The sequence below is a fragment of the Sinomicrobium weinanense genome (assembly GCF_018863395.1).
GTDB lineage: Bacteria > Bacteroidota > Bacteroidia > Flavobacteriales > Flavobacteriaceae > Sinomicrobium > Sinomicrobium weinanense.
The window spans coordinates 439211-461805 of sequence record NZ_JAHKRR010000002.1 but is presented as its reverse complement, the minus strand read 5'-3'; the positions used below and the strand labels follow the sequence as shown (position 1 = coordinate 461805).

Annotated in this window: 14 protein-coding genes; 8 read left to right on the top strand and 6 right to left on the bottom strand. The window is 45.4% G+C overall.

What is annotated here, in order from left to right:
- Window positions 1-32 precede the first annotated feature (32 nt).
- From KN811_RS07610 to KN811_RS07600, 3 genes are all read left to right on the top strand, one after another.
- Window positions 33-2000 carry a sialate O-acetylesterase gene (locus tag KN811_RS07610; RefSeq protein ID WP_187967065.1) on the top strand — a complete coding sequence of 656 codons (1968 nt, stop codon included), beginning with the start codon at window positions 33-35 and terminating at the stop codon, window positions 1998-2000.
- 104 nt (window positions 2001-2104) lie between these two features.
- Window positions 2105-2851: a GntR family transcriptional regulator gene (locus KN811_RS07605; RefSeq protein WP_216334750.1), complete on the top strand. Its 747-nt coding sequence runs from the start codon at window positions 2105-2107 to the stop codon at window positions 2849-2851.
- A 280-nt stretch (window positions 2852-3131) separates the two neighbouring features.
- Window positions 3132-4355 (top strand): OprO/OprP family phosphate-selective porin, encoded by a 1224-nt coding sequence (locus KN811_RS07600; protein ID WP_187967066.1) that lies wholly within the window; start codon window positions 3132-3134, stop codon window positions 4353-4355.
- Window positions 4356-4467: 112 nt separating this feature from the next.
- On the opposite strand, the gene KN811_RS07595 is transcribed toward KN811_RS07600, so the two are convergent.
- Window positions 4468-6015 carry a S41 family peptidase gene (locus tag KN811_RS07595; protein WP_187967067.1) on the bottom strand — a complete coding sequence of 516 codons (1548 nt, stop codon included), beginning with the start codon at window positions 6013-6015 and terminating at the stop codon, window positions 4468-4470.
- Between the two features lie 277 nt (window positions 6016-6292).
- Between KN811_RS07595 and KN811_RS07590 the strand changes: the two genes are divergently transcribed.
- Complete coding sequence (locus KN811_RS07590; RefSeq protein ID WP_187967068.1) at window positions 6293-6844, top strand: DUF4251 domain-containing protein; 552 nt, start codon at window positions 6293-6295, stop codon at window positions 6842-6844.
- 8 nt (window positions 6845-6852) lie between these two features.
- Here KN811_RS07590 and KN811_RS07585 read toward each other — a convergent pair whose 3' ends face one another.
- Complete coding sequence (locus tag KN811_RS07585) at window positions 6853-7575, bottom strand: LytR/AlgR family response regulator transcription factor (RefSeq protein ID WP_187967069.1); 723 nt, start codon at window positions 7573-7575, stop codon at window positions 6853-6855.
- 90 nt (window positions 7576-7665) lie between these two features.
- Window positions 7666-9600, bottom strand: a complete 1935-nt coding sequence (locus KN811_RS07580) for a tetratricopeptide repeat-containing sensor histidine kinase (RefSeq protein ID WP_187967070.1) — start codon at window positions 9598-9600, stop codon at window positions 7666-7668.
- A 220-nt stretch (window positions 9601-9820) separates the two neighbouring features.
- Between KN811_RS07580 and KN811_RS07575 the strand changes: the two genes are divergently transcribed.
- The 3 genes from KN811_RS07575 to KN811_RS07565 all read left to right on the top strand — a co-directional run bounded on the left by KN811_RS07575 (window position 9821) and on the right by KN811_RS07565 (window position 17649).
- Window positions 9821-12889 (top strand): BspA family leucine-rich repeat surface protein, encoded by a 3069-nt coding sequence (locus KN811_RS07575; protein ID WP_187967071.1) that lies wholly within the window; start codon window positions 9821-9823, stop codon window positions 12887-12889.
- A 32-nt stretch (window positions 12890-12921) separates the two neighbouring features.
- Window positions 12922-16452: an MBG domain-containing protein gene (locus KN811_RS07570; protein WP_187967072.1), complete on the top strand. Its 3531-nt coding sequence runs from the start codon at window positions 12922-12924 to the stop codon at window positions 16450-16452.
- Between the two features lie 63 nt (window positions 16453-16515).
- On the top strand, window positions 16516-17649 hold the full coding sequence (locus tag KN811_RS07565) for a hypothetical protein (RefSeq protein WP_187967073.1): 1134 nt from the start codon (window positions 16516-16518) through the stop codon (window positions 17647-17649).
- Window positions 17650-19736: 2087 nt separating this feature from the next.
- Here the strand turns inward: KN811_RS07565 and KN811_RS07560 are convergent.
- Window positions 19737-20183 carry a cytochrome c oxidase assembly factor Coa1 family protein gene (locus KN811_RS07560; RefSeq protein WP_187967790.1) on the bottom strand — a complete coding sequence of 149 codons (447 nt, stop codon included), beginning with the start codon at window positions 20181-20183 and terminating at the stop codon, window positions 19737-19739.
- Complete coding sequence (locus tag KN811_RS07555; RefSeq protein WP_187967363.1) at window positions 20184-21272, bottom strand: alpha/beta hydrolase family protein; 1089 nt, start codon at window positions 21270-21272, stop codon at window positions 20184-20186.
- Window positions 21273-21708: 436 nt separating this feature from the next.
- Between KN811_RS07555 and KN811_RS07550 the strand changes: the two genes are divergently transcribed.
- Window positions 21709-22302, top strand: coding sequence for a DUF6088 family protein (locus KN811_RS07550; RefSeq protein WP_187967364.1), 594 nt, complete (start codon window positions 21709-21711; stop codon window positions 22300-22302).
- Between the two features lie 33 nt (window positions 22303-22335).
- Here the strand turns inward: KN811_RS07550 and KN811_RS22105 are convergent, their stop codons facing one another.
- Window positions 22336-22533 carry a winged helix-turn-helix transcriptional regulator gene (locus KN811_RS22105; protein WP_425596708.1) on the bottom strand — a complete coding sequence of 66 codons (198 nt, stop codon included), beginning with the start codon at window positions 22531-22533 and terminating at the stop codon, window positions 22336-22338.
- Window positions 22534-22595: the final 62 nt, after the last annotated feature.

Here is a 22595-nt window from a genome sequence, read left to right as displayed (position 1 = left end):
ACGGTTTAATGATTGGAAATTTTCAAAAAAGGATGATGAAACTAATATTGACATTACAATTTATCCTGGGGATCTTTTTTACGGGTCATGCACAGGAACTCCGGTTACCGGCGTATTTTACGGATCATATGGTGCTCCAGCGGGATGTTCCCACTGTGCTTTGGGGCTGGAGTGCTCCGGGGCAGTCCGTAAAAGTGGAGATTTCCAGGCATCGTATAAGCACAAAAACGGGCCGTAACGGAAAATGGGAGATACGGTTGCCTGCCTTTCCTGCGGGAGGGCCTTATACCATAAAGATCAGTGCAGGCCCGGAAGTGAAAACACTGAGCAATATATTGATGGGCGATGTGTGGATCTGCAGCGGCCAGTCTAATATGGAATGGCCGGTAAGACAGACCCCTTATAAGGAAACCGATACGGTATGGCTGAAAAAACGGCAGCTACGGTTTTTAAAAGTAAACCCGGAAACGGATTACCGCCCGCGGGAAGATGTCAATTCCCGGGGCTGGATAACACCAGGCCTGGAAGATATAGCCCATTTTTCCGCAGTAGGATATCATTTCGGCAAATTCATACAACGGCAAAGCGATGTTCCGATAGGCCTTATCAGTGTCAATCTCGGGGCTACGGCGATCGAGACCTGGATGAGCAATGAGGCCCTGGGAAAATTTCCACAGTTCCGGAAAGAAATAGATCATACCGGGAGTTTTGCAGAGGTGAAGAAAGCCTTTGAAAAAAGTAAGGACAAATGGTACGAACAGTATTATTACACCGGAAAGGGGATTGAAGAACAATGGTTCCTTCCGGAAACGGACACGGCCACCTGGGACAGTATAAAAGTGGCCGGGAATACCTGGGAATCCGAAAAAGACCTCCGGGATTTCGACGGTGCGGTCTGGTTCCGGACCAGTTTTGACCTGCCTGAAGGTTTTAAAGGAGATTCCCTCCACCTGCAATTGTTGCAGATCGACGATTACGATATTACATGGGTAAACGGCCATCGGATCGGCGAAACTTTCGGAAGGCATAACCACAGGAATTATCAGGTTCCTTCGGAAATTTTAAAAGAGAAGGACAATATACTGGTAGTACGGGTTTTTGATACGGGAGGCCCGGGAGGGTTCACCACCTCCGCCTTTTGGGGGAATGATATCCTCCGGGGAAACTGGTATTACAAAAAAGGACTGGAGATCGATCCGGAAAAATTCCCGGAACAGGAACTGGTCAATGTCTCTCCATTCTCTTCACCGGGAGTGCTCTACAATGCCAATGTAGCCCCGCTCACCGCATTGCGGGTCAAAGGAGTGATCTGGTACCAGGGAGAATCCAATGCGGAGAGGGCGGCAGAATACAGGGACCTTTTCCCGGCCCTGATCCGGGACTGGAGAGATAAATTCGGGCAGGATATGCCGTTTTTGTGGGTACAGCTCGCCAATTACGGCGAGGAACCCGGACAGCCCGGCCCTTCCCCCTGGGCAGAACTCCGGGAAGCACAGGACCTCGCCCTGAAACTTCCGAAGACCGGGATGGCAGTGACCATCGATATCGGGGAGGCCGGGGATATTCACCCGAAAAACAAGGAAGAAGTAGGGCGGAGGCTCGGTGCTCTCGCAGGGAACCTTTGTTATCGCGGAAAGCAGCCCGCTCCCGGCCCGCGGTTTAAGGCGATGGAAAAAAGCGGGGACAGCCTGCTTGTCCGTTTTCACTTTGCCACGGACGCTTTGAAGACCTCAGATAAACACGGGTATATAAGAGGATTCCAGATTGCCGGGAAAAACGGGCCATTCCGGTGGGCGAAAGCCTTTCTCCGCGGAAATACCGTGGTAGTTTACCATCCGGACCTTAAAGACCCGGCGGCATTGCGGTATGCGTGGAGTGATAATCCCGGGCCTCTGGACCTGACAGATCAAAACGGGCTTCCTGCGGAACCTTTCCGAAGTGATAATCGGGAGCTGAGTACAAAAGGGAAGGTATTTACGGGTAAAGCCTCCCGCTTCTGACCGAAGCGTATAAACAGGGGTAAAAACGGTCTATGTAAGAACATTTGGATATGTAAAATTAGTACCTTTGCCTTTTTACAGATCCAGAGGGGAAAAGCGCAATAATGCAAGAAGAAAAACCGATTGAATTTAAAGTTGATCATCACAGCGGAGTGCCTTTGCACCTGCAGGTAGAGCAATTGTTGAGAACAATTATCGAGAGGCCTGAATACAGGGAGGGAAAACTGCTTCCCAAAGAAGTGGAGCTGGCCAAAATACTGGGAATATCCCGTAATACAGTGCGGCAGGCCACGAATAAGCTGGAGCATGAAAAGCTGCTGGTACGCAAAAAAGGGGTAGGGACACGTGTAGTGAGGCAAACCCTGAGTACCCGGTTGAGCAACTGGGCCAGTTTCAGTGAAGAAATGCACAGTAAAGGTGTGGAGTTTGTCAATTACCGCATCGATGTGGAATGGGTAAAGGCCGACCGGGAAGTAGCTGCCGCCCTGCAGGTCGAAGAAGGCAGGGAGGTATTGAAAATGGAGCGGTTACGGGGCCTGGACAAAGGCCCGTTCGTCAATTTTATCTCCTATTTTCATCCGCGGATAGGCCTTACGGGAAAAGAGGATTTTTCCCGGCACCTCTACGAAATACTGGAAAGGGATTACGCTACCATACCATCGGTATCCAAAGAACGGATCAATGCCATTCCGGCTACCAAAAGCCTGGCAGAACTACTGAATGTAAAAACAGGGAGCCCCTTGCTCTTCCGGAAGAGGCTGGTGTGCGACCCGGGAGACCGGCCTATTGAGTACAACCTGGGGTATTATCGCGCCGACAGTTTTACCTATGAAATAGATATTAAACGTTAGCCTTACGGACATCCGGAATAAAGGTATCGTCGCTTTTTGTAAATATTACCAAATTGTTACCGTAAAGTTACGGCGTCAAGCAGATTATTTGGTGAAATCATTTCTTTTTGTGAAAAAACACATATTTTTGCCCGCAGTGATCCTGTCATTTTTGTTTTTTCATTTCATTGTAAAACACGGGATTAACAATGAACAAAATAAATTTTTACCTGTGGTTTGCCTGTGATGGGAAATACGATTGAAGGGACACATAAATCTTGCTTAAAATTTTGTTTCAGGAATGGTCAACAGTCATCTTTTTTGCGTATGTCTTTTTGGGGTATTCTCCCTGTTTTTCGTTTATCAGGTTTCCGCTCAGCAGATCGAAAAGGATACAGTTCCCGAATTTAAAATAGGTTACGGAAAACGTGGCTTCGAATTAAAATCTTCAGACGATCGATACCTGCTCCAGATACAAGGACGTATACAGTTCCGTTTTGCCACCCCGGACGATCAGGACCCCATCACTTTTGACGATTACGATACGGAGCATTCCAGCCTGTTCAAGGTAAACCGCTCCCGTTTAAAAGTGGGCGGGAATGTCTATCAGCCCTGGCTCAAATATTACTGGGAGTATGAACTGGGAAAATCAAACCTGCTCGATTTCAGGGTTATGGTCGAAAAATGGGACTGGCTGAAACTCAAGGTAGGGCAATGGAAAGTGGAATATTCCAGGGAGCGCCGTATTAGTAGTGGTGAACAGGGCATGATGGACCGGTCCATTATCAACAGGCCTTTTACGGTAGACAGGCAGCAGGGGGTGGAGCTCTATGGAAGGCTCAAAAATGGCAGAATGCTGGACTTCAGTTACTGGATGGGGCTCTTTACCGGTACCGGAAGGGGCAGTGCCACCAACGACGACGGCAACCTCATGTATTTCGGAAGAGTGCAGTGGAATGTACTGGGAGAGGATCTGGGTTTTAAAAGCAGTGACCTTGAATTTCATTCCAAACCCGAAGCTATTATCGCCCTTGCCGGGGTAAGCAACCGTAGCCCTTATACCCGGTTTTCCCAGTCGGGCGGCGGATATTTAAGCGGGTTTGAGGACGGCCTGGACGGACAGTACCGCGTCAACCAGTACAACCTCGAAACGGCTTTTGTCTACAATGGCTTTAGCTGGCAGTCGGAATGGCATCATAAGAATATTACCGATAAACTTGCAGCAACTGATGCATCCACCACCATGGAAGGATTTTATCTTCAGGCCGGATACCTGGCCAATTCCACATTCGAATGGTGGCCGATAGAACTGGAAATTGCCGGGCGCTATGCCAGGTTTACCCCGGATAATGATATCAGGGACCACTTCCAGGAAGAAGCGACCCTGGCCTTTAACTGGTTTTTTAAGGGACACAAGAACAAGTTGACCCTTGAAGTCAGCCATTTCGACTATGAACTGGTAGATACAGATGCGCAGATCGACGACAAAGTCCGGTTCAGGCTGCAATGGGATATTTCCTTTTAGCGGGAAGCCGGTTGTTGCACTTTTTTGAATAGCTTCGTATAAAATCCGGATTTCGGAGCGTAAAATAATTTCCCTACCATCTACGGACTTTAAATCCATAGTGTTTTGGTCCTTATTCGATTAATTTCAACACAAACTCCATTTGTGTATCCCTGTGCTTCAAAAAATCATCGAGTTCAGGCCAGACTTCATAATCCGGGATAATACCCCTTCCATCCGGCTGATCAGGTTTCTTTGGTGCATCCTGTACCACATATACGATCGAAAATTTTGTTTTTATTTTTGAGTTCGGCAGTTCATATACCAAAGGGATATGCCCGTTGTGAACATAATATCCTCCTACTGTTTCCACTCCTACTATCGTTACATTCCTGGCATAGGCCTTTACCAATGATGCGAAATGGGAAGCCGCCGATGCTACATTTTCATTGATCAACAAATACAGGTTGCCTTTAAATGCCGGTGATTTCGGGTAATATACCGGATTGTGTTTTGTATCCTGCATGCTCTTTCCTTCCTTAAATTCAAAAAAATAGTCCTTCAGGAATTTCCTGCCATTTTCCAGGGCCATACTGTCTATACGTTCTGATGTGGAAGTACCCCAAAAATATTTTTCGTAAGGGATCGAATCCGGGTCAAAAATGATATGGGCATGTATATTTTCTTTAAACGGCTTATCGGTCAGGTACATCATCGGTTGTTCAAATGTAGGGTCACTACCCCCCGGATTGTTCCGGATATCGATAATAAGATTGGGAATATTCTTTTCGTCCAGTACGGTAAAAACGCTATCTATGAAGCGAACATAGGTGTCAAATGCGGGGTCATCTTTTCCTGTCGCCATTCCGAAAGACCGGAGACTCAGCAAACCTGTCGATGGCTTCACCATTTTAAAGCCATAAGCCGGTTGTGTTTTAGGGTCGGTTAAATCAGTGACCACGGCACTATACCTGTTCTTCAGGTTTTTCTTACGCTCGTCCAGGGACACGGCCGGAAGGGTTATTTTTTGTGTTATCGAAGCTCCGGGAGCGATATATTGCAGGGTGTAATTATCCGTGAGGCCATATTCCAGTAAATAACGCCAGTCAAATACCTTATCGACACTGGCCGATAGCTTTTCCGTAATGGTATAGCCATCGGACGGGAAGTATTTATAAAAAGACCGCATTAGTACCGTATCCTTTATTCCATTGATGCTGATAATCCTTGATCCCGCAGGAACCCGGTCGGTTTGGCCGTCAAAGATGATCTGGCCGTTTATGTAAGTCAGCTTATAAGGGAAAAAGGCTTTCTGCCGTTTGAGAAAATCCATCAGCGCGGTGCCGGGTTCTGTATAATTATGAACACTGCCTTCAAAGTCAGTAAGCCGCAGTATGATCTTGTAAAACTCCGTAACAGGTAGTGGTTCCTTGATGCTTTGTGATGCCTGGTGGTAGATACTGTCTATCTGCTCTTTTGTGCGGTACCGGTACAGGCCCGAATTCATTTTTTCACGGATTTCGCGGAAGAGGTTAAGGTCTGCCTGCATTTCCGAAGGCACCAGGAATTTGTTAAAATAAGAAAGGCTATCGCCTGTTTCCTTATTATTTGACTGTGCTTTTAAAGAAGGACTGTACCACAATAATGACACTAATATAAAGAAGGTAGAGCATATTTTCATGTTGCTAAAGTTACAGTTTTTCTGATTTTAATCGCAGCTGTTTTAGAAACATACATGGACAGTTCCTAAATATAGCAGTATTTCTTATAGGTTAGTAGGGGATTATTTTTTAAATTGTATAGCATTTAAAATGTTGAATTATGAAATGCTCATGACTAAATTTCCGGACACCGGCCGATATGATCATAGGGCATTCCGTGCCTGTGCTGAGCACTTCGGCAAGCTCAGTATATCACTTGTCGGAGCATGACCACTAAAAAACAATAAATATTAACAGATGAAACATCTTCATTATTTTTCCGGTTTGATCCTGCTTGCCGTATTCTGCAGTTGTAGCGGGGCTAAAAATGCCGTTTCAGGTGCTCAGGACATGGGGGCATTGGATACGCTTATTCAGCAAAAGAAATTCAGGGTGGTAAACGACTGGGCCAATCCCATGGTAACCACGGCTATGATGAATGTAATTGGTCTTTTAGGGCCGCAGCATAATGCGCAACGAATTAATCTGATAGGAAATTCCAATTATTTTGAAATGAAAGGAGATTCGGTGAAAGCCTATCTTCCGTATTTCGGGGAACGGCAGATGGGTGGTGGTTATAACACTGATGGCGAAGCCATACAGTTTGATCAGGAGGCTACCGATATGGATATAAAATATGTAAAAGCGAAAGAATTGTACCGGATGACATTTAAGGCCCGTAAGGACAGCGAATCTTTTAATGTCGTTTTAGAGGTCTACGGCAACAAAAAAACCGTTCTTATGGTAAATAGTTCACAGCGGAATCCCATAAGGTATGAAGGTACCATCGCAGCACTTAAGGAAGAATAGCCTGTTGTTTATTTGAGAAACTGTTCTCTCAGCAGATCGGCTTCAAACGATCCGGAAACAGGAATTTCCATACCTTTCATTTCAATGGCCTCTTTTCTTATGGCGGCAACCTTTTTGGCGTTAACCGCATACCTCCGGTGTACCCGGAACAGGTTGTCGAAGGATAGGTGCTCGAGAACTGAAATCAGTTTATCCCGCGTGGTATGACAGGTGTTATTTTCATTAAAAATGGAGACATAATTACCTTCGGATTTTAAATACAATACGTCATTACTGTTAATTTGCACCAGGCCTTTTTTACATCTCACAAAAGCATATTGAACTTCCGAATCGGATTTTTTGAGAAGGGCATGTTGCCTGTTAAAATTCCGCAAGGCCACTTTAACCGTCGAGATCAGTGTAGGGTTGTTAAAAGGTTTCATGATATAGCCGTCCGGTTCGGTTTCGTGTATCTGGGACAAGATACCGTCGCTTCCATAGGCGGTGAGATAGACAATGGCACAGTTGGCCGATTCCCTGATCCTGCGGGCCAGCCACAACCCGTTTTTGTTGCCTTTCAGGTTGAGGTCCAGGAGGACCAGATCCACCGGAAGTTCCCGGATCTCTACCCAGGCTTTTTCGGCCGTGACCGCACTTCCGCAGATCGTGTATTCCTTTTGTTTCAGTACAGAAGCAATAGCCGCCCGGGTCACTGCCATGTCTTCAACGATATAGATGTTGTATTTTTTCATATGCGTTATTTGGACGGGTGGCCGATGCCCGGTGACAGATGAATCCCTCAGTCTTCCGTCACCGGTCGCCTCTCCCTGTAAAAAACATGTTCACGAAGCCTCAAAATCGAGCTGTAGTGAAAAACCATCACTATTCGGAAAATTGATCTCCCCGGAAAGGTCTTCGGCCAGCATAAAGATAAGGTTCATTCCCGTACCATAGGATAGGGAATCTGCTTTCTTCTCGTATCCCTTGCCGTTATCGGCATACAACAGGCGGTAATTTTCGCCAAAGCGGGTCACGGTGATACCGATTTCCCCGGTTTCTGTAAAAGCGTGTTTCAACGAGTTCATCATCAGCTCGCAGACCATCAGGCCCAGGGGCGTAGCTGTTTTTACGTTGAGGGATATCCTGGCATGGATGTCCCAGTTCACTTTCAATCCGGGGTAATTGTTGATCATAAAATCGGCCATTTTTTCAAAGTACACCTGTATGTCCAGCATATCCAGCCCTTTCTCCTGCTCATACAGGAGTTCGTGTATCATAAACATGCTCTGTAAATATTCCTGCGATTCCTGCAACACTTCGGCTTCGGTGGTTTCCGTCTTGTGCTTTTGAAATTCCAGGATACCCGAGATTACCTGCAGGTTATTCTTGATACGGTGCTGGATCTCGTCGAGCATGATCTCTTTTTCCTTGAGCCCCTTGGTCAGTGCCTTTTTTTGAGAAGTGATGATCCTGTTGGACTTTTTGGTCTTATAAAAGAGCCATATCATCAAAACCAGGATACAAATGATGATCCCCGTTATAAACCATTGCAACCGGGAATTTTTTTCCTTTTGTTCCAGCAACTCCCGATTGACCTTCAGGGCTTCTTCGGACTGGATGAAGTTGAATTTAGACGCTGCTTCGGAATAATTTTTATGTTTCTCATCACGGATAAGGGAATCCCTCAGCTTATTGGCAAGTTCTGTAAAGATCAAAGCACTGTCGCTTTTCTGCTCTTTAAGGAGGATCTTAACCTTTAATTGCAGTGCTTTCTGACGATTGGCAGGATTGCGGAATTTTTTTTCAAAATACAGGGTACTGTCATTATAAATACCAGCCAGTTGATAACGGCCGGTTAAGTAATATAAACGGGACAGTTTTTGATAGGTGAATGCAGCAGTACTGAATTCCTTTACAGACTTGCTGGAGGCCAGCTCTTGTTTAAAAATAGCTTCGGCCTGGTCATACACCCCCCGGTTCATACGGTTTTCTGCAATATTGGACCGGATCACATTCTGAAAATGTGCTATGTATTCCCCGGAATAATAATCATCCTTTATATTCTTGTTTTCAATTAATTCCAGGGCCTTTTTATAATAAACCAATGCACTGTCCGGTTGTTGCTGATGCTCAAAGGTCAATCCTATATTGTTGATCGTGCTGCTGGTGCGGAAGAGTGCTCCGTTTTCCCGGAAGAGTTCGGCCTGCTTCCTGAAATTACTACGGGCAGGTCCGTATTGTCCCAACCGGTAATAGATCAATCCCATCTCATTGTAATACGCATAAGTTTCTGGCCAGATAATATATCCGAATTTTTTGTTGAGCACTATCAATTTCTCCAGGACAGCCAGTTGTTGCTGATAATATCCTTTACGCCTGTAACTCGAGTTCATGGCGGCCAGGGCGAAGGCACTTTCCGGTAATTCCAGGAATTCCGGTTCCTGGAGCAGCTTTTTTCCCAACGGGATGGCTTTCCCATCTGCCAGGTTGTTGTTGTAAAACATCAATAAATAATAATCGGCTAATAACTTTTGCCTGAAGGTTCCGTGGCGGGAAGCCCAGTCTTGTGCACTTTTCAATGTTTTATGAAAAGGGGGAGGCCAGGTTATTTCATCTCCCCCCGGGGTTAAAAGTTGTTTAACGGCAGATCCTAAAACTACAAATTGCTCTGCATTTTCAACCGGATAGAGGCCCGTTACTTTCCGGACCAATTGTTCGCCCTGTGCTGCAAGTATGCCCGTATAAAAAAAGCATATAAGATATAAGAACTGTTTCAAACCCCGTCATTTTTATGGTTAAGAATATAGCTATAAAATTCTGAAAACGAGAATATATAAAGATAAACACTGTGTATTTGACCTACAAAAAGACATTACTTCACAAAAAGTGATATTTATTTCCCAAAATTCTGTAAAATACTGCCTTTATTTTTGTGGTTATAGGGTTTGGTATAAGTTCATAGTGTAAAAAACGCTCTTTTTTGAAAGATTATACGCTATGGAGAAAAACTACCTTATTTCCGTTTCTTTTTTATTCTTGGTGTGTACACTACCTTGGACGATTACTGAAGGGAGGGCCCAAACCAATACCGACCCGACCATTTCAGGCCTACCTTCGGATATTACGGTGGAAGAAGATTCCCAGGATAATGTGTTTGATATTTCCTCTGCTACTATAAATGACAGTGATGCGGGATCGGGAGAACTTACGTTGATATTGAACGCAACGGGGGGAATTTTTGATATAGCCGCAGGAACTGGTATTACAATTACAGGCCATGCTAGCAGTCATCTGACCCTCACCGGGAATTTGGCTGATTTAAATCATTATATCGATATCCCCAGTAACATTTGGTTCAGGCCCGATGAGAACCTCTACGGTGATAATGCCGCTGTGGTGGAAGTATTCATAAATGATAATGGAAATACCGGCACCGGGGGTGGAAACGATGTCTTTATCGGAACGGTTAATGTAGACATCACCCCCATAAACGATGCTCCAGAAGTGTCACTTCCGGCAACTATCCAGGTTACAGAAAACACGGATTCGGCCCTGACCGGTATCAGTTTTGCCGATGTGGATGCCGAATCGGGAACCCTGATTGCAACATTTAGTGTAGCTGCCGGAACTTTAACTGCTACTTCCGGAGGCGGAGTGACCACTACAGGGAGCGGAACAGGGACTCTGACCATTGCCGGAACACTTATCAATCTCAATGCTTTCCTTTCGGGATCGAATGTGACTTTTCTCAATCCGTCGGGAAATACAAACAACCAGACCCTAACGGTTTCTGTTGATGATAATGGCAATACCGGTAATGGCGGGAATTTGAATGTCGCTGGCACGGCAACGATAACAGTACTCCCGGCAACAATCATTACTCCCGGCGATCCGGGCAACTTTATCACCACCTGGAAAACCGACAATCCCGGCGACTCGGAAGACAACCAGATCACCATCCCCATTCACCAGGACGGCGGGTATAACTTCACCATTGCCTGGGGAGATGGAAACCAGGCCGCCTGGCAGGATGGAGACGACCCGGAGGAGCTCACCCACACCTACGCCGCGCCCGGGACCTATACCGTTGAGATCACCGGCGACTTCCCCCGCATCTTCTTTGATGGTGGCGGAGACCGCCAGAAAATACTTTCCATTGAGCAATGGGGAAATATTGCGTGGAGCTCTATGGAAGATGCATTCGATGGCGCCTCTAACCTCATGGGCAATGCAACGGACGCACCGGATCTGAGCGGGGTCACCAGCCTGGTCCGGATGTTCCAGGGCGCCAGCGTGTTCAACGGGGACATCGGTAGCTGGGATGTTTCCGGCGTAACGAATATGTCCGGAATGTTTACCGGCGCAAACAGCTTTAATCAGGATATAGGTAGCTGGAATGTCTCGAATGTGACCAATATGGACGGTATGCTTGTCAATGCCTATGCATTCAATCAGGATATTAGTAGCTGGCAGGTGCAGAATGTGACCAACATGAACAGTATGTTTCGTAACGCAGTCGGGTTCAGTCAGGACCTTAGCGGGTGGAACGTATCAAAGGTTACGATTATGCAAAGAATGCTTTTTAATACCCCTGCCTTTAATGTGAACATTGGTAACTGGGATGTATCCAACGTGACCGATATGTTCGAAATGTTAAGTAATTCCGGGCTCTCCCCGGAAAACTACGACGCCGTCCTGACCGGCTGGGCCGGACAGGCGGTGCAGAACGGTATAACACTCGGCGCAGACGGCCTGGAATACTGTGCCTCTGCCAGTGAGCGGCAGTCGCTGATCGACAATCACAGCTGGACTATCTTGGGCGACACGCAAACTGCAGATTGCGGCGGAAACCTCAATCCTGACGCCAATAACGTCCTTTACGTAGACATCAACGTCAATACCGAAGCTGCCGGCTACACCGGTACGGGCGATAGCTGGGCCAATGCTGTTCCCCGATTGCAGGATGCACTAAGCTGGGCTGCAGACCACTGGGATGGCGAAGCCGATGGCTCCTTGCAGATCTGGGTAGCTGACGGCATATACTATCCCGATGAAGGGGCAAACCAGGCAGATAACGACCGCAATGCTACCTTTCAACTGGTTAACAGCGTGGAAGTTTATGGAGGCTTTTCCGGCACGGAAACAGCACTGAACCAACGCGATTGGGCCGCCAACGTCGCTGTCCTCGATGGGGACATTGATCAGGATGGAACGATTGAAAACAATGCTTATCATGTCGTTACCGGATCAAATACCAATACCACCCCAGTCCTTAACGGATTTACGATCACCGGGGGACATGCAAACGGCAGTTCGGAAAAAAATGGAGGAGGAATGTACAATTTTGGAGGTTCATCGACCCTTACCAATCTTATTTTCAGGGATAACCGGGCAGATCAGGATGGGGGCGGGATGTTTAATAGTGGATCTTCATCTGTACTGAGAAACGTTGTATTCACCGGAAACCAAAGCGATCAGGGAGCTGGTTTCTTCGGCCAGGCCTCCATGCCGAAGTTAATTAACGTAACCTTCAACGGAAATACTGCCGCTACGGAAGGAGGCGCAATTACTTCCGGCTGGAATGGTACGCTGGAGTTGATCAATGTCCTCATCTGGGGAAACGAGGCCAACGGCAGCAGCACCTCGGCGTCTGCATCCATTGATAGCCGTGGAGGAGGCATCACAGTGTCCAACAGCCTGGTCGCCAATTCGGGAGGGAGTGATAACTGGGATGTCGGCATAGGTGAAGACGGGGGCAACAACGTTGACATGGACCCGGAATTTATCAGCACAACCCCCGGACAGGCAGGATACTTGCAGTTGGGTGCGGCCAGCCCGGCAGTAAACGGGGGCAACAACAATGCATATAGCGATGCGGGCGGGGATTTGGAGAACGATATGGACCTGGCTGGTAATCCCCGGGTGGCGGGCGGTACCATTGATATGGGAGGCTACGAATTCCAGGGAGAGCCGACGCCTGTTATTGTAAGCCTTTCCACCCCGGATACCATAACTGTGGATTATGGTACTTCGCTAAACGCCATTGAAGCCTCCCTGCGGAAGTAACAGCCACCCTGAGTGACAGTACAGAAGCCCCCGTGGCACTGGATGGAAATACCGGTAACTGGACCCTGCAGGAACCCGAAGGCGGAACATATGACGGGGAAACCGCAGGGACCTATGTATTTACAGTGCCGCTGGTGTTACCGGAACCGGGTGATGACCCCTACTTTCTCAATCCGGATGAATTACGGGCCGAAATAACGGTAACGGTAGCCAAAGGCGTACCGGAATTGTCAGCCTCGTGGAATGGTACGGATATCGATCCCGCAGCAGGACTTTCACTGGGCTATGGCGATGGCGGAACACTGGTTTTTGCCAGTAGTGATCCCAACGCGGAAATCACCTACGGTTTTGGAGAGAACGATAATCCCGTACTGAACCTGGATGACCTGGAAACGGTAATTGCGCAACAGGCCGGCACCGCTACGCTGACCGTACAGCAGGCAGAAACGGATAACTTCGAAGCGGCCACGCTGGGTTTTACGGTTTCGGTAGCTCCCGGGGCGATCACCGTTGTACCGGAACCCGGTCAGGCCAAGGTTTACGGAGAAGACGATCCGGGTGAATACGGTTATGCCCTGGCCGAAGGATCTGAATTGGAGGAAGGGGATGCCCTGACAGAAATCATTTCCGGTAGCTCGCGCGGGGAAGGCGAAGATGCAGGAGCATATGATATTATCCTGACATTTGAAGGTGAGAAGGCCGCCAACTACGATATCACTTTTGAGGAAGACAATAATGCCTTTGCGGTCACACCCTATGCCATTACCGTAACGGCGGAAGATAAGTCCAGGGTCTATGGGGCAGACGACCCCGAACTGACCTATATGATAACCCCACCACTGCTTGGTGACGATGCCTTTACGGGTACCCTGGAACGTGAAACAGGTGAAACCGTAGGTACCTATACTATCACACAAGGTACACTGACCGCCGGGAACAATTATGCCATTACTTTTGAGGAAGGCACTCTCACGATAACAGCTGCGGATTATGAGGATATTACATTTAACGCCGGGGAGTTTACCTATGATGGTACAGAACACACACTTGTCATTACAGGCGAATTACCGGAAGGTACATCGGTAACTTACCAAAACAATGGCAGAACAGATGCCGGAACACAAACCGTAACGGCAGAGATCGATGGCGGGGAGAACTACGAAGACATGGAACTGACCGCCGACCTGACAATAACGCCACGATCCATTACGGTAACGGCAGATAACCAACAAAAAACCTATGGCACGGATGATCCCGAACTGACCTACACAGCGGACATGTTGATCGGTGGCGACAGCTTTACGGGAATGCTGGAACGTGATGCCGGTGAGGCCGTAGGTGAATATATGATTATACAGGGAACATTAACGGCCGGCAATAATTATGCGATCACCTTTGAAGAAGGGACCTTCGCTATTACCCCGGCGGACTACGGGAACATTACATTTAACAATGTGGAGTTCACCTATGACGGCACAGAACACAGTCTTGCCATCACAGGCGAATTACCCGAAGGGACATCAGTGGCTTACCAAAACAACGGTAGGACAGATGCAGGGACCCAAACCGTAACAGCCAGGATTGATGGCGGGGAGAACTATGAGGATATGGAACTGACCGCTGAATTGACTATTATTCCAATGTCTGTTACCGTAACAGCCGACAACCAGGAAAAAGCCTATGGCATGGCGGACCCAGAACTGACCTATACAGTAAGCCCGGCACTGATTGGCGATGATATGTTTACGGGCATCCCGGAACGTGAATCGGGAGAAGCCGTAGGAGAATACGCCATTACACAGGGAACACTGACTGCCGGGGATAATTATACCATCACCTATGAAGGAGCTATATTGACCATTGTTCCGGCAGATTATGAAAACATCACATTTAATAATGCGGATTACACTTATGACGGCACAGAGCATACCCTGTCCATCACAGGCGAATTACCGGAAGGGACATCAGTGGCTTATCAAAACAACGGTAGGACAGATGCAGGGACCCAAACCGTAACAGCCCGGATTGATGGCGGGGAGAACTATGAGGATATGGAACTGACCGCTGAATTGACTGTTACTCCGTTGTCTGTTACCGTAACAGCCGACAACCAGGAAAAAGCCTATGGCATAGCCGACCCCGAACTGACCTATACAGTAAGCCCGACACTGATTGGCGATGATATGTTTACGGGTATGCCGGAACGTGAATCGGGCGAAGCGGTGGGAGAGTATGTTATTACGCAGGGAACACTTTCGGCAGGAAACAACTACGCCATGACCTTTGAAAATGGTATCCTGACCATTACAACAGCAGGTTATGACAACATTGCATTCAACGATGGCGAGTTCACCTACGACGGTACAGAATACACACTTACCATTACGGGTGAGTTACCGGAAGGCGTAACAGTGACCTATGAAAACAATGGCCGGACCGATGCGGGAACCCAGGAAGTCACGGCCAATATAGACGGAGGCATAAACTACGAGGATATGGAACTCACGGCTATACTGACCGTACACAAGGCCGCTCAGGAAATTGTATTTGACGCCATACCTGCCCGAAACCTCGGAAGCACTTCCGGATTTTTATTGGAAGCCTACGCAACTTCCGGGTTGCCGATAGTATATACCTATACCTATGATGGCACCGAACCGCCGGCAACAGTGACACCCGACGGAGAGGTAACCCTGCTTTCATCAGGAGAAATAACGATCACCGCCAGCCAGGAAGGAAACCATAATTTCCTGCCTGCCACCCCCGTAAACCGCACCTTACGGATCAGTAGTGATGATGCTTCTATCCGTGTCCTGCGCATAGCCGAAAAAACCTTTGAGAATCCCGGACCGGAGACCGGTTATGTGGTCGATTGCGATAATATGGCCGGCTCGGTAATGGTAGAAATAGAGACCGAAGCGAATGCTATGGTGAGTCCGGCACATCGTTTTACCATGGAATTGTCCCGACCGGGCATTTATACGGAAGAAATAACTGTGACCTCCGAAGACGGCAGTGCTACCAAAACCTATAAAGTTGTGGTGGAACGACGATTTGATTTTGAAGATATAGTGATCCGGAAGTTCGATAATGTCTTACTGGTCAATAACAATCCGCAGACCAATGGTGGTTACAACTTTATGGCCTACAAATGGTACAAAAACGGCACCTTTATCGGTGGCGGGCAATACTATTCTGCCGGGGACAACAGCACGGATCTCCTGGACCCCGATGCCACCTATGAGGTGGAAATGACCACCACAGACGGAGAAATATTGCGTACCTGCCCTATGAAAATAGAATTGCAGCATAGCGGGGAGATTATCGTGTATCCGAATCCCGTACTTACGGGAAATACCATTAACATCCAGGCCAGTATTCCCAGGGAAGAACTGGAGACCATGCAGGTGCGGGTGTATAACCACTCCGGTCAGCAGGTCAGGCAGTTCTTTACGGATAGGGAAGATAGTACGATGAAGGTTTCAGGCATGCCCCCCGGGGTGTATATCCTCCAATGTATAACAGACCGCCTGCAAAAGTCATTTAAGATCATTGTAAAATAAAAAGCCACCATACCCATGAAAATAGCTTTATCTCATATAAGAGCATGTTTAAAAAGAATTCAATTGGCTAAAAAAATGCCCTTTTTGTTGTCGGCTCACCACCTGGCCCCTTCACTAAAAACAGCCACCGGCTGTTTTCTTAACGTTCGGTCCTGTCTTTTCTCGCCCCATAGCTATACTTCGGCTTCGCTCAGCAACCGTGGCTATGCAGCTCAAAAAAGCCTTTATATGGAACAGGGCGGAGCGTATAAAAATAACCCGGGGGGTTATTTTAGCGAACGAGCCAGCCGGCGCAAGGGCTTTTCGCTACAATCAATCCTTTTTAAACATGCTCTAAAACATAACTACGCTGTTGTCTTCCTGTTTCTGCTCACCGTTTTTACCTTGCCACAGGGCTACGGACAACAACGGCATGAATTATCCGCCTATGTAACCGGTGTATTTTCATCTCTTCACTACGATATGAAGCAGGGACAGGGTACCCGTTCGGACAATGTGGGCGGAGGAATAGGTTATGCCTATGCGCTTAACAAACACTGGAGCCTTGGACTGGGCGGGGAAGTACAGTCCTATAACTCCAGGGCCGTTTTCAATGGACTGAAAGACAGTTATCCTGCGATAGATATTGAGGGTGATGAATTTGAGTTCAATTACAGTATCGACCGGTATGAAGAACGGCAATACGTGTATTACCTGAACATTCCCCTGACGGTAACCTACCAGTCGAAGGGAGATGCCATGCGTTTTTATGCTACGGGAGGATTTGTACTCGGTTTACCACTACATACGGAATACAGTATAAGAGCAAATCATATGCAAACCAGCGGATTTTACCCGCAGTGGAACGCCCATCTGGAAGCTCCTTTGTTTATGGGCTTCGGGGATTTCGGTGATCAGGCTATAAACGGCCAGGGCCTCGACCTGGACAATGCTTACAGCCTGATGGCGGAAATAGGAGTAAAACACCTCATAAACGAAAAAAACGCCCTTTACCTCGGGATCTTTATGGAATATGGACTGAATACAGTCAATAAGACCGGAAGTAATAACCTTGTAGGCTACAATACGGAAAGCCCTGTTGATTTTATCTATAATCCGGTGTTTACATCTTCCAACAAAACTAAAAATCATTCCTATACCGGAGATGCCAGAACAATAGCGGCAGGGATAAAAATAAAGTATGCGTTTTTGTGGTAATCATTGTGTTACTTTGGGGAGATCGAAGAACAAGGTACCATCCGGTTTTACCTGATTATTCCGATTTACATCTCCTTGGGTTCAAAAAAGTATTGTAAACTCTCGAAACAATTTATATAGAAGAAAAAATCGTTATATAGGCTGTAGTACAGTGTAAAAAAAGCGGTAAATCCAATGAAATACCGCAGTGATCTTAAATCACAACCAGTTAATTATAAGTATGTTAACTGTTTTTGGTATAATGTATATTGTATGCTGTATTTTTCTATAATGCTACCGATGTCTTTTAAATATGGCCTTTTGATTGGAATAAACGGGTAAGAGAACCCTTGTTTTTATTTTATAACCTCCGGGCCATGGACAGAACAGGAACTTTAACCGGCATAGTTATTTTTTCCCTTGCGGCATAAATCCATGGATTACCATCTATCCCCGGACAATATGTTCCCTGGCAAGGTGTTTTCCTCGGCTATAAAATGCCTGGTAAAGATAACCCTTTCCCTTCCTCCCCCTGTATTTTCTCCATGCTGTTCCCGGCATAATCTTCAGTGTCCGTACCTTCAACTCTTTTTGTTTAAAGCCCGAAAAACACCCATAAACGCAAACCCTTTTGCGCCGGAAGGGGTCCGGTATACGGCTAACCCGTTCCCTTGAGCTGCTAACCGGGTTGGGTTTGCCGCATAAGGGATTGCTTTTACCGCTTCCCCGGTTGCTTAAGCGGCTAACTGGTTTACGTTTGCGGCTTAAGGGATCCGATTTGCCGCATACGCAGTTACGTTGACCGCTAACCGGGTTGCTTATGAATTCATACGCAATTGCTTTAGCAGCTAACCGGTTTACGTTTGCAGCGTAAAGGAATGGGTATGCGGCGTAAGGGGTTTGGTTTGCTGCATACGCAGTTACGTTGACCGCTAACCGGGTTGCTTATGCCGCATAAGCAATTGCTTAAGCGGCTAACCGGTTTACGTTTGCAGCGTAAAGGAATGGGTATGCGGCGTAAGGGGTTTGGTTTGCTGCATACGCAGTTACGTTGACCGCTAACCGGGTTGCTTATGCCGCATAAGCAATTGCTTAAGCGGCTAACCGGTTTACGTTTGCAGCGTAAGGGGATGGGTATGCCGCTTAAGGGGTTTGGTTTGCTGCATACCCAAACCGGTTCGGTGTATACGCATTCCCTTAAATGGGACTATTCGGGCTTGTCCGGGTATAAAAATTTCGCTAGTTTCCATAACCGGAAACGCTTCCGGATCACCGGGGAAGGAAAAGTAAAGGTTTGGTATTTTGAAGAGAAATACTGCCCCCAACCAGTTATGCAAATAGTTTTTTATGCTTTGTGTTGAGCAATTTACTTATGGCAATATTCAGAAGCCAGCCTTCAGGGATCAATCCGTCAAAAAAAGGGAACTGATACATCGAAAACCAAAAAACACAAGGAAAGATCAATAAATAAAAATTATCACCGGAGCGGCTATAACTAACATGCAGATAACTATGTTCAGTAGCTGTGATTTTATATGCCTGGTTATAGGTTTTATATGAAAGGGGATAAAAACCGGGATGAAGACATTTTTATTTACCGATACAATATCTTTCATCCCTCATATTTACAGGGGTTGGAGTGGGGGAGGTGTAATTTTGGTGTAAGACTTTAATTGCCTTTTTTGACGATTTATTTGGGGAGAAGTAAAAGCTGTATTTTTTTGTTACCCTCTATAAGTTTCCATTCACCACTTCTTGTTTTCACCCTCCTTTCTTTTCAGGGTATAGAATGTGGCACGACCCTGACCTTGTTTGTCGATAAATTTTTCGTTGACTAATTCGGTAAGGACTTCATAAGTTTTGGTATTCTTTGAATTAATCAGGGAAGAGGCTTTTTTTCGGGATATTTCTTGATGGTCCATTAAATACAAGAGAATCGTCTTTTTTTCTTGGCTTAATCGTTCGCAATCGTTCATAATCGTTCGCAATCGAACGCAATTCGTCACTGGTGGTAATTGGCCGGAAAATTTCGAGTAATGTACTAAATTTTAGCAATGTTCTCGAATTTTTACTAAGGGTATAGATTTTCGGTGTTGTAGTATGGCGTTTTATTCTGCTGTTTTAATTTCAATAGTTTGTCTTTTTTCGGGGGGATTTTTAATGCGGATGTTTATTTTAGAGTAATTCCACGTATTCCTTACCTTGTTTGCCGAAATATCCATACGAGCTTTACCTTTGGACCCGCTTATCCGTATGGTGGAATGTACTGTATTGTTGTTATTGCTGTATTGAACTTGTCCTTCTATGATAGCCATTTTATCAATGGGTTCCATTTCCCCTAACAGATCTTTTACCCTGGGATCTGAAGCTGCTTTTTTAATCGCATTCTCATAAAGATCAGTGTCGTTGTAGGCTTGTATTATATCAGAGGTAACCCCGGGTGCCCCGGACGAGAAAAAGATATAAACTGCAATCAGGAGCATTCCGAAAACCGGCATAGACCATTTCCAGTTTCGTTTCCACCAACTTTTATGTTCGATTAATTCGTTATCCATTTATTTTAAATGCTTTTTTATCCATTTGACCATTTCCTCCATGACGATCGGTGAAAACGATTCATTCAATTTTTCATATTCTTCCGGCAAACCTGTTTTACAAGTCTGAAATTGATGATTCAGATTAGATATTTCCTTAATGGTTACGTTTTTGTTACCTGACTTTTCCAAAATCGCCTTCCATCGGGGTAAATTTTCTTTTGCCAATACCTGGAGGTCTTTGGAACCATTGAGTGCAAGTACGGGGCATGTTACCTGTTTTATATATTCTTGTGGGTTATATCTTAAAAAATTAACCATCCAGGGCCTTAGAATATTTTTGACCTGGGCATTCACATATTCATCAAAGGTTATATCTTTTGGTTTATCCGGATCACCTTGGGAAATATCTCGTATATAAGCCAACATTTTTACTTTTAGAATACTGTCATTTGTATATCGGTTTACGATTTCAAATGCTTCCCGGTTTATTTTTTGGGATCGTTTGATTTTGTCCTTTCCGATGCCTCGTACTTCGGCCAGTGCTTTTTGCTGGGACAGTAGTATCCTGTTTCCCGGGATACTGGGGCCTGCCAATGAAACAATATATGCTACATTTTCGGAAGTTGCGGCTACAATAGGGGCAATTAGGCCTCCCTCACTGTGTCCGACCAAACCTATATTATTTTTTTGAATGTCCTGCCTGGTTAAAAGATAGTTTAAGGCAGCTTTTACATCTTCCGCAAAGTCAAAAGAATTGGCCGCATCGAAATTCCCTTCAGATTTCCCGACCCCTCTTTTATCATACCTTAATACGGCAATGTTGTTTTTAATGAAATGGTTTGAAATGTCCAGAAAGGGTTTATGGTTTCCGAATTCTGAATTTCTATTGTTTTTACCGTTTCCGCTTATCAGGATAACAGCAGGGAACCGGCCTTCTTTACCGGGTAAAGCTAAAGTTCCGGAAAATGTAATATTATCTTTTGAGTTTTTAAAAGTGATATTTTCCGAGACAGGGTTTAAAAGGATACTCGATTTTTTCCTTTCTCTACGTGCAATAGGAAGGAGTACAAGAAATGCGATTGTGATGAGGTAAAATTTTTTTGCCATTGCCAAGTTTTATAAAGGAAGACGATTATAAGTAGAATTTGTTACATTTTGAATAGAAAGTAGCAATACGGGATATTGGAATAGGTAAAACCTCTTTAAATTACATCTACATATTTCGAGTCAAAGAAAAGAAAGAAAAGGAAGAGTACTATGGAAATCCATAATAAAATTATATGTTTTTACATATAATTTTAGGTTATTTTATATGTAAAGGAATATAATTATGGAGCAATTAACTGAATTTGTCAAAAGGAAAAGAAAGGAAGTTCATCTTACCCGGGAAGAATTTGCAGAACGGGCCGGGGTAGCCTTATAGAGCGAAATGTTTGCCAGAGGATATCATCCTTGATTTGTAAGATATTTTAAATTTTTTTGAAAGGAATAGTATGTCTATATCTTTCATGTTTTGTACATTTATTGCTCAATTACTATACGTATGAGCATAGATAATAAAATTGAAACCAGGATAAATAAAGCAAAAGGAGGAACTATTTTTTTTGCCGACGATTTTATCGACTTAGGAAATCAGAGCACAATACATACTATTCTGCATCGGCTGGAGAAGAGGAAGGTTTTGTCAAGGGTAGCTCATGGCATATATGCTAAACCAAAAGTAAGCGAGTTACTAAATCAGGAAATATTACCTTCTGCAGAAGAAATAGCTAAGGCTATTGCAAAAAGGGACAAGGCCAAATTATTGCCTTCGGGCAGTTATGCGCAGTACGCCCTTGGCCTGTCAACACAAGTGCCTTTAAGATTGGTTTATTATACGGATGGTAAGACAAGAACAATAAAAGTTGGTAATAGAACCATACAGTTCAAAAGAACTTCCCCTAAAAACTTAGCCCTTAGCGGAAAGGTGTCAAAACTTGTGGTGCAAGCGCTTCGGGATATAGGAAGTGATAAGGTGTCTCCAGAAGAACAAGAAAAAATCATACAATTGTTAAAAAAAGAGGATATTAAAGATTTAAAGCAAGATATTGCATTGGCACCACAATGGATTGCGGAAATTATGGCAAAAGCACTGTAAGGTGTAATACTTTGTTTGTTTTTATAATGGATTTTATCTTTTTAAAATCTTCCAATACCCTCTGGTGTCTCCAATTCTTTCGATGATGTCCTTTTCTTTTAGAGTGTCGAAGTGTGCTTGCACAGCGGAATTGTTTATTTCTAATCGTTGGGCTACTTCCCGGTAAGCTATTTTATTGTTTTCTTTTATTAATTCTAAGATTTCTACCTGTCTTTCAGTTAAACTTTCTATTGCACCACCTATTGCACTACCTTATTGCACCACTTGTAGATTTTGAGAAGGTTATCCGTAAA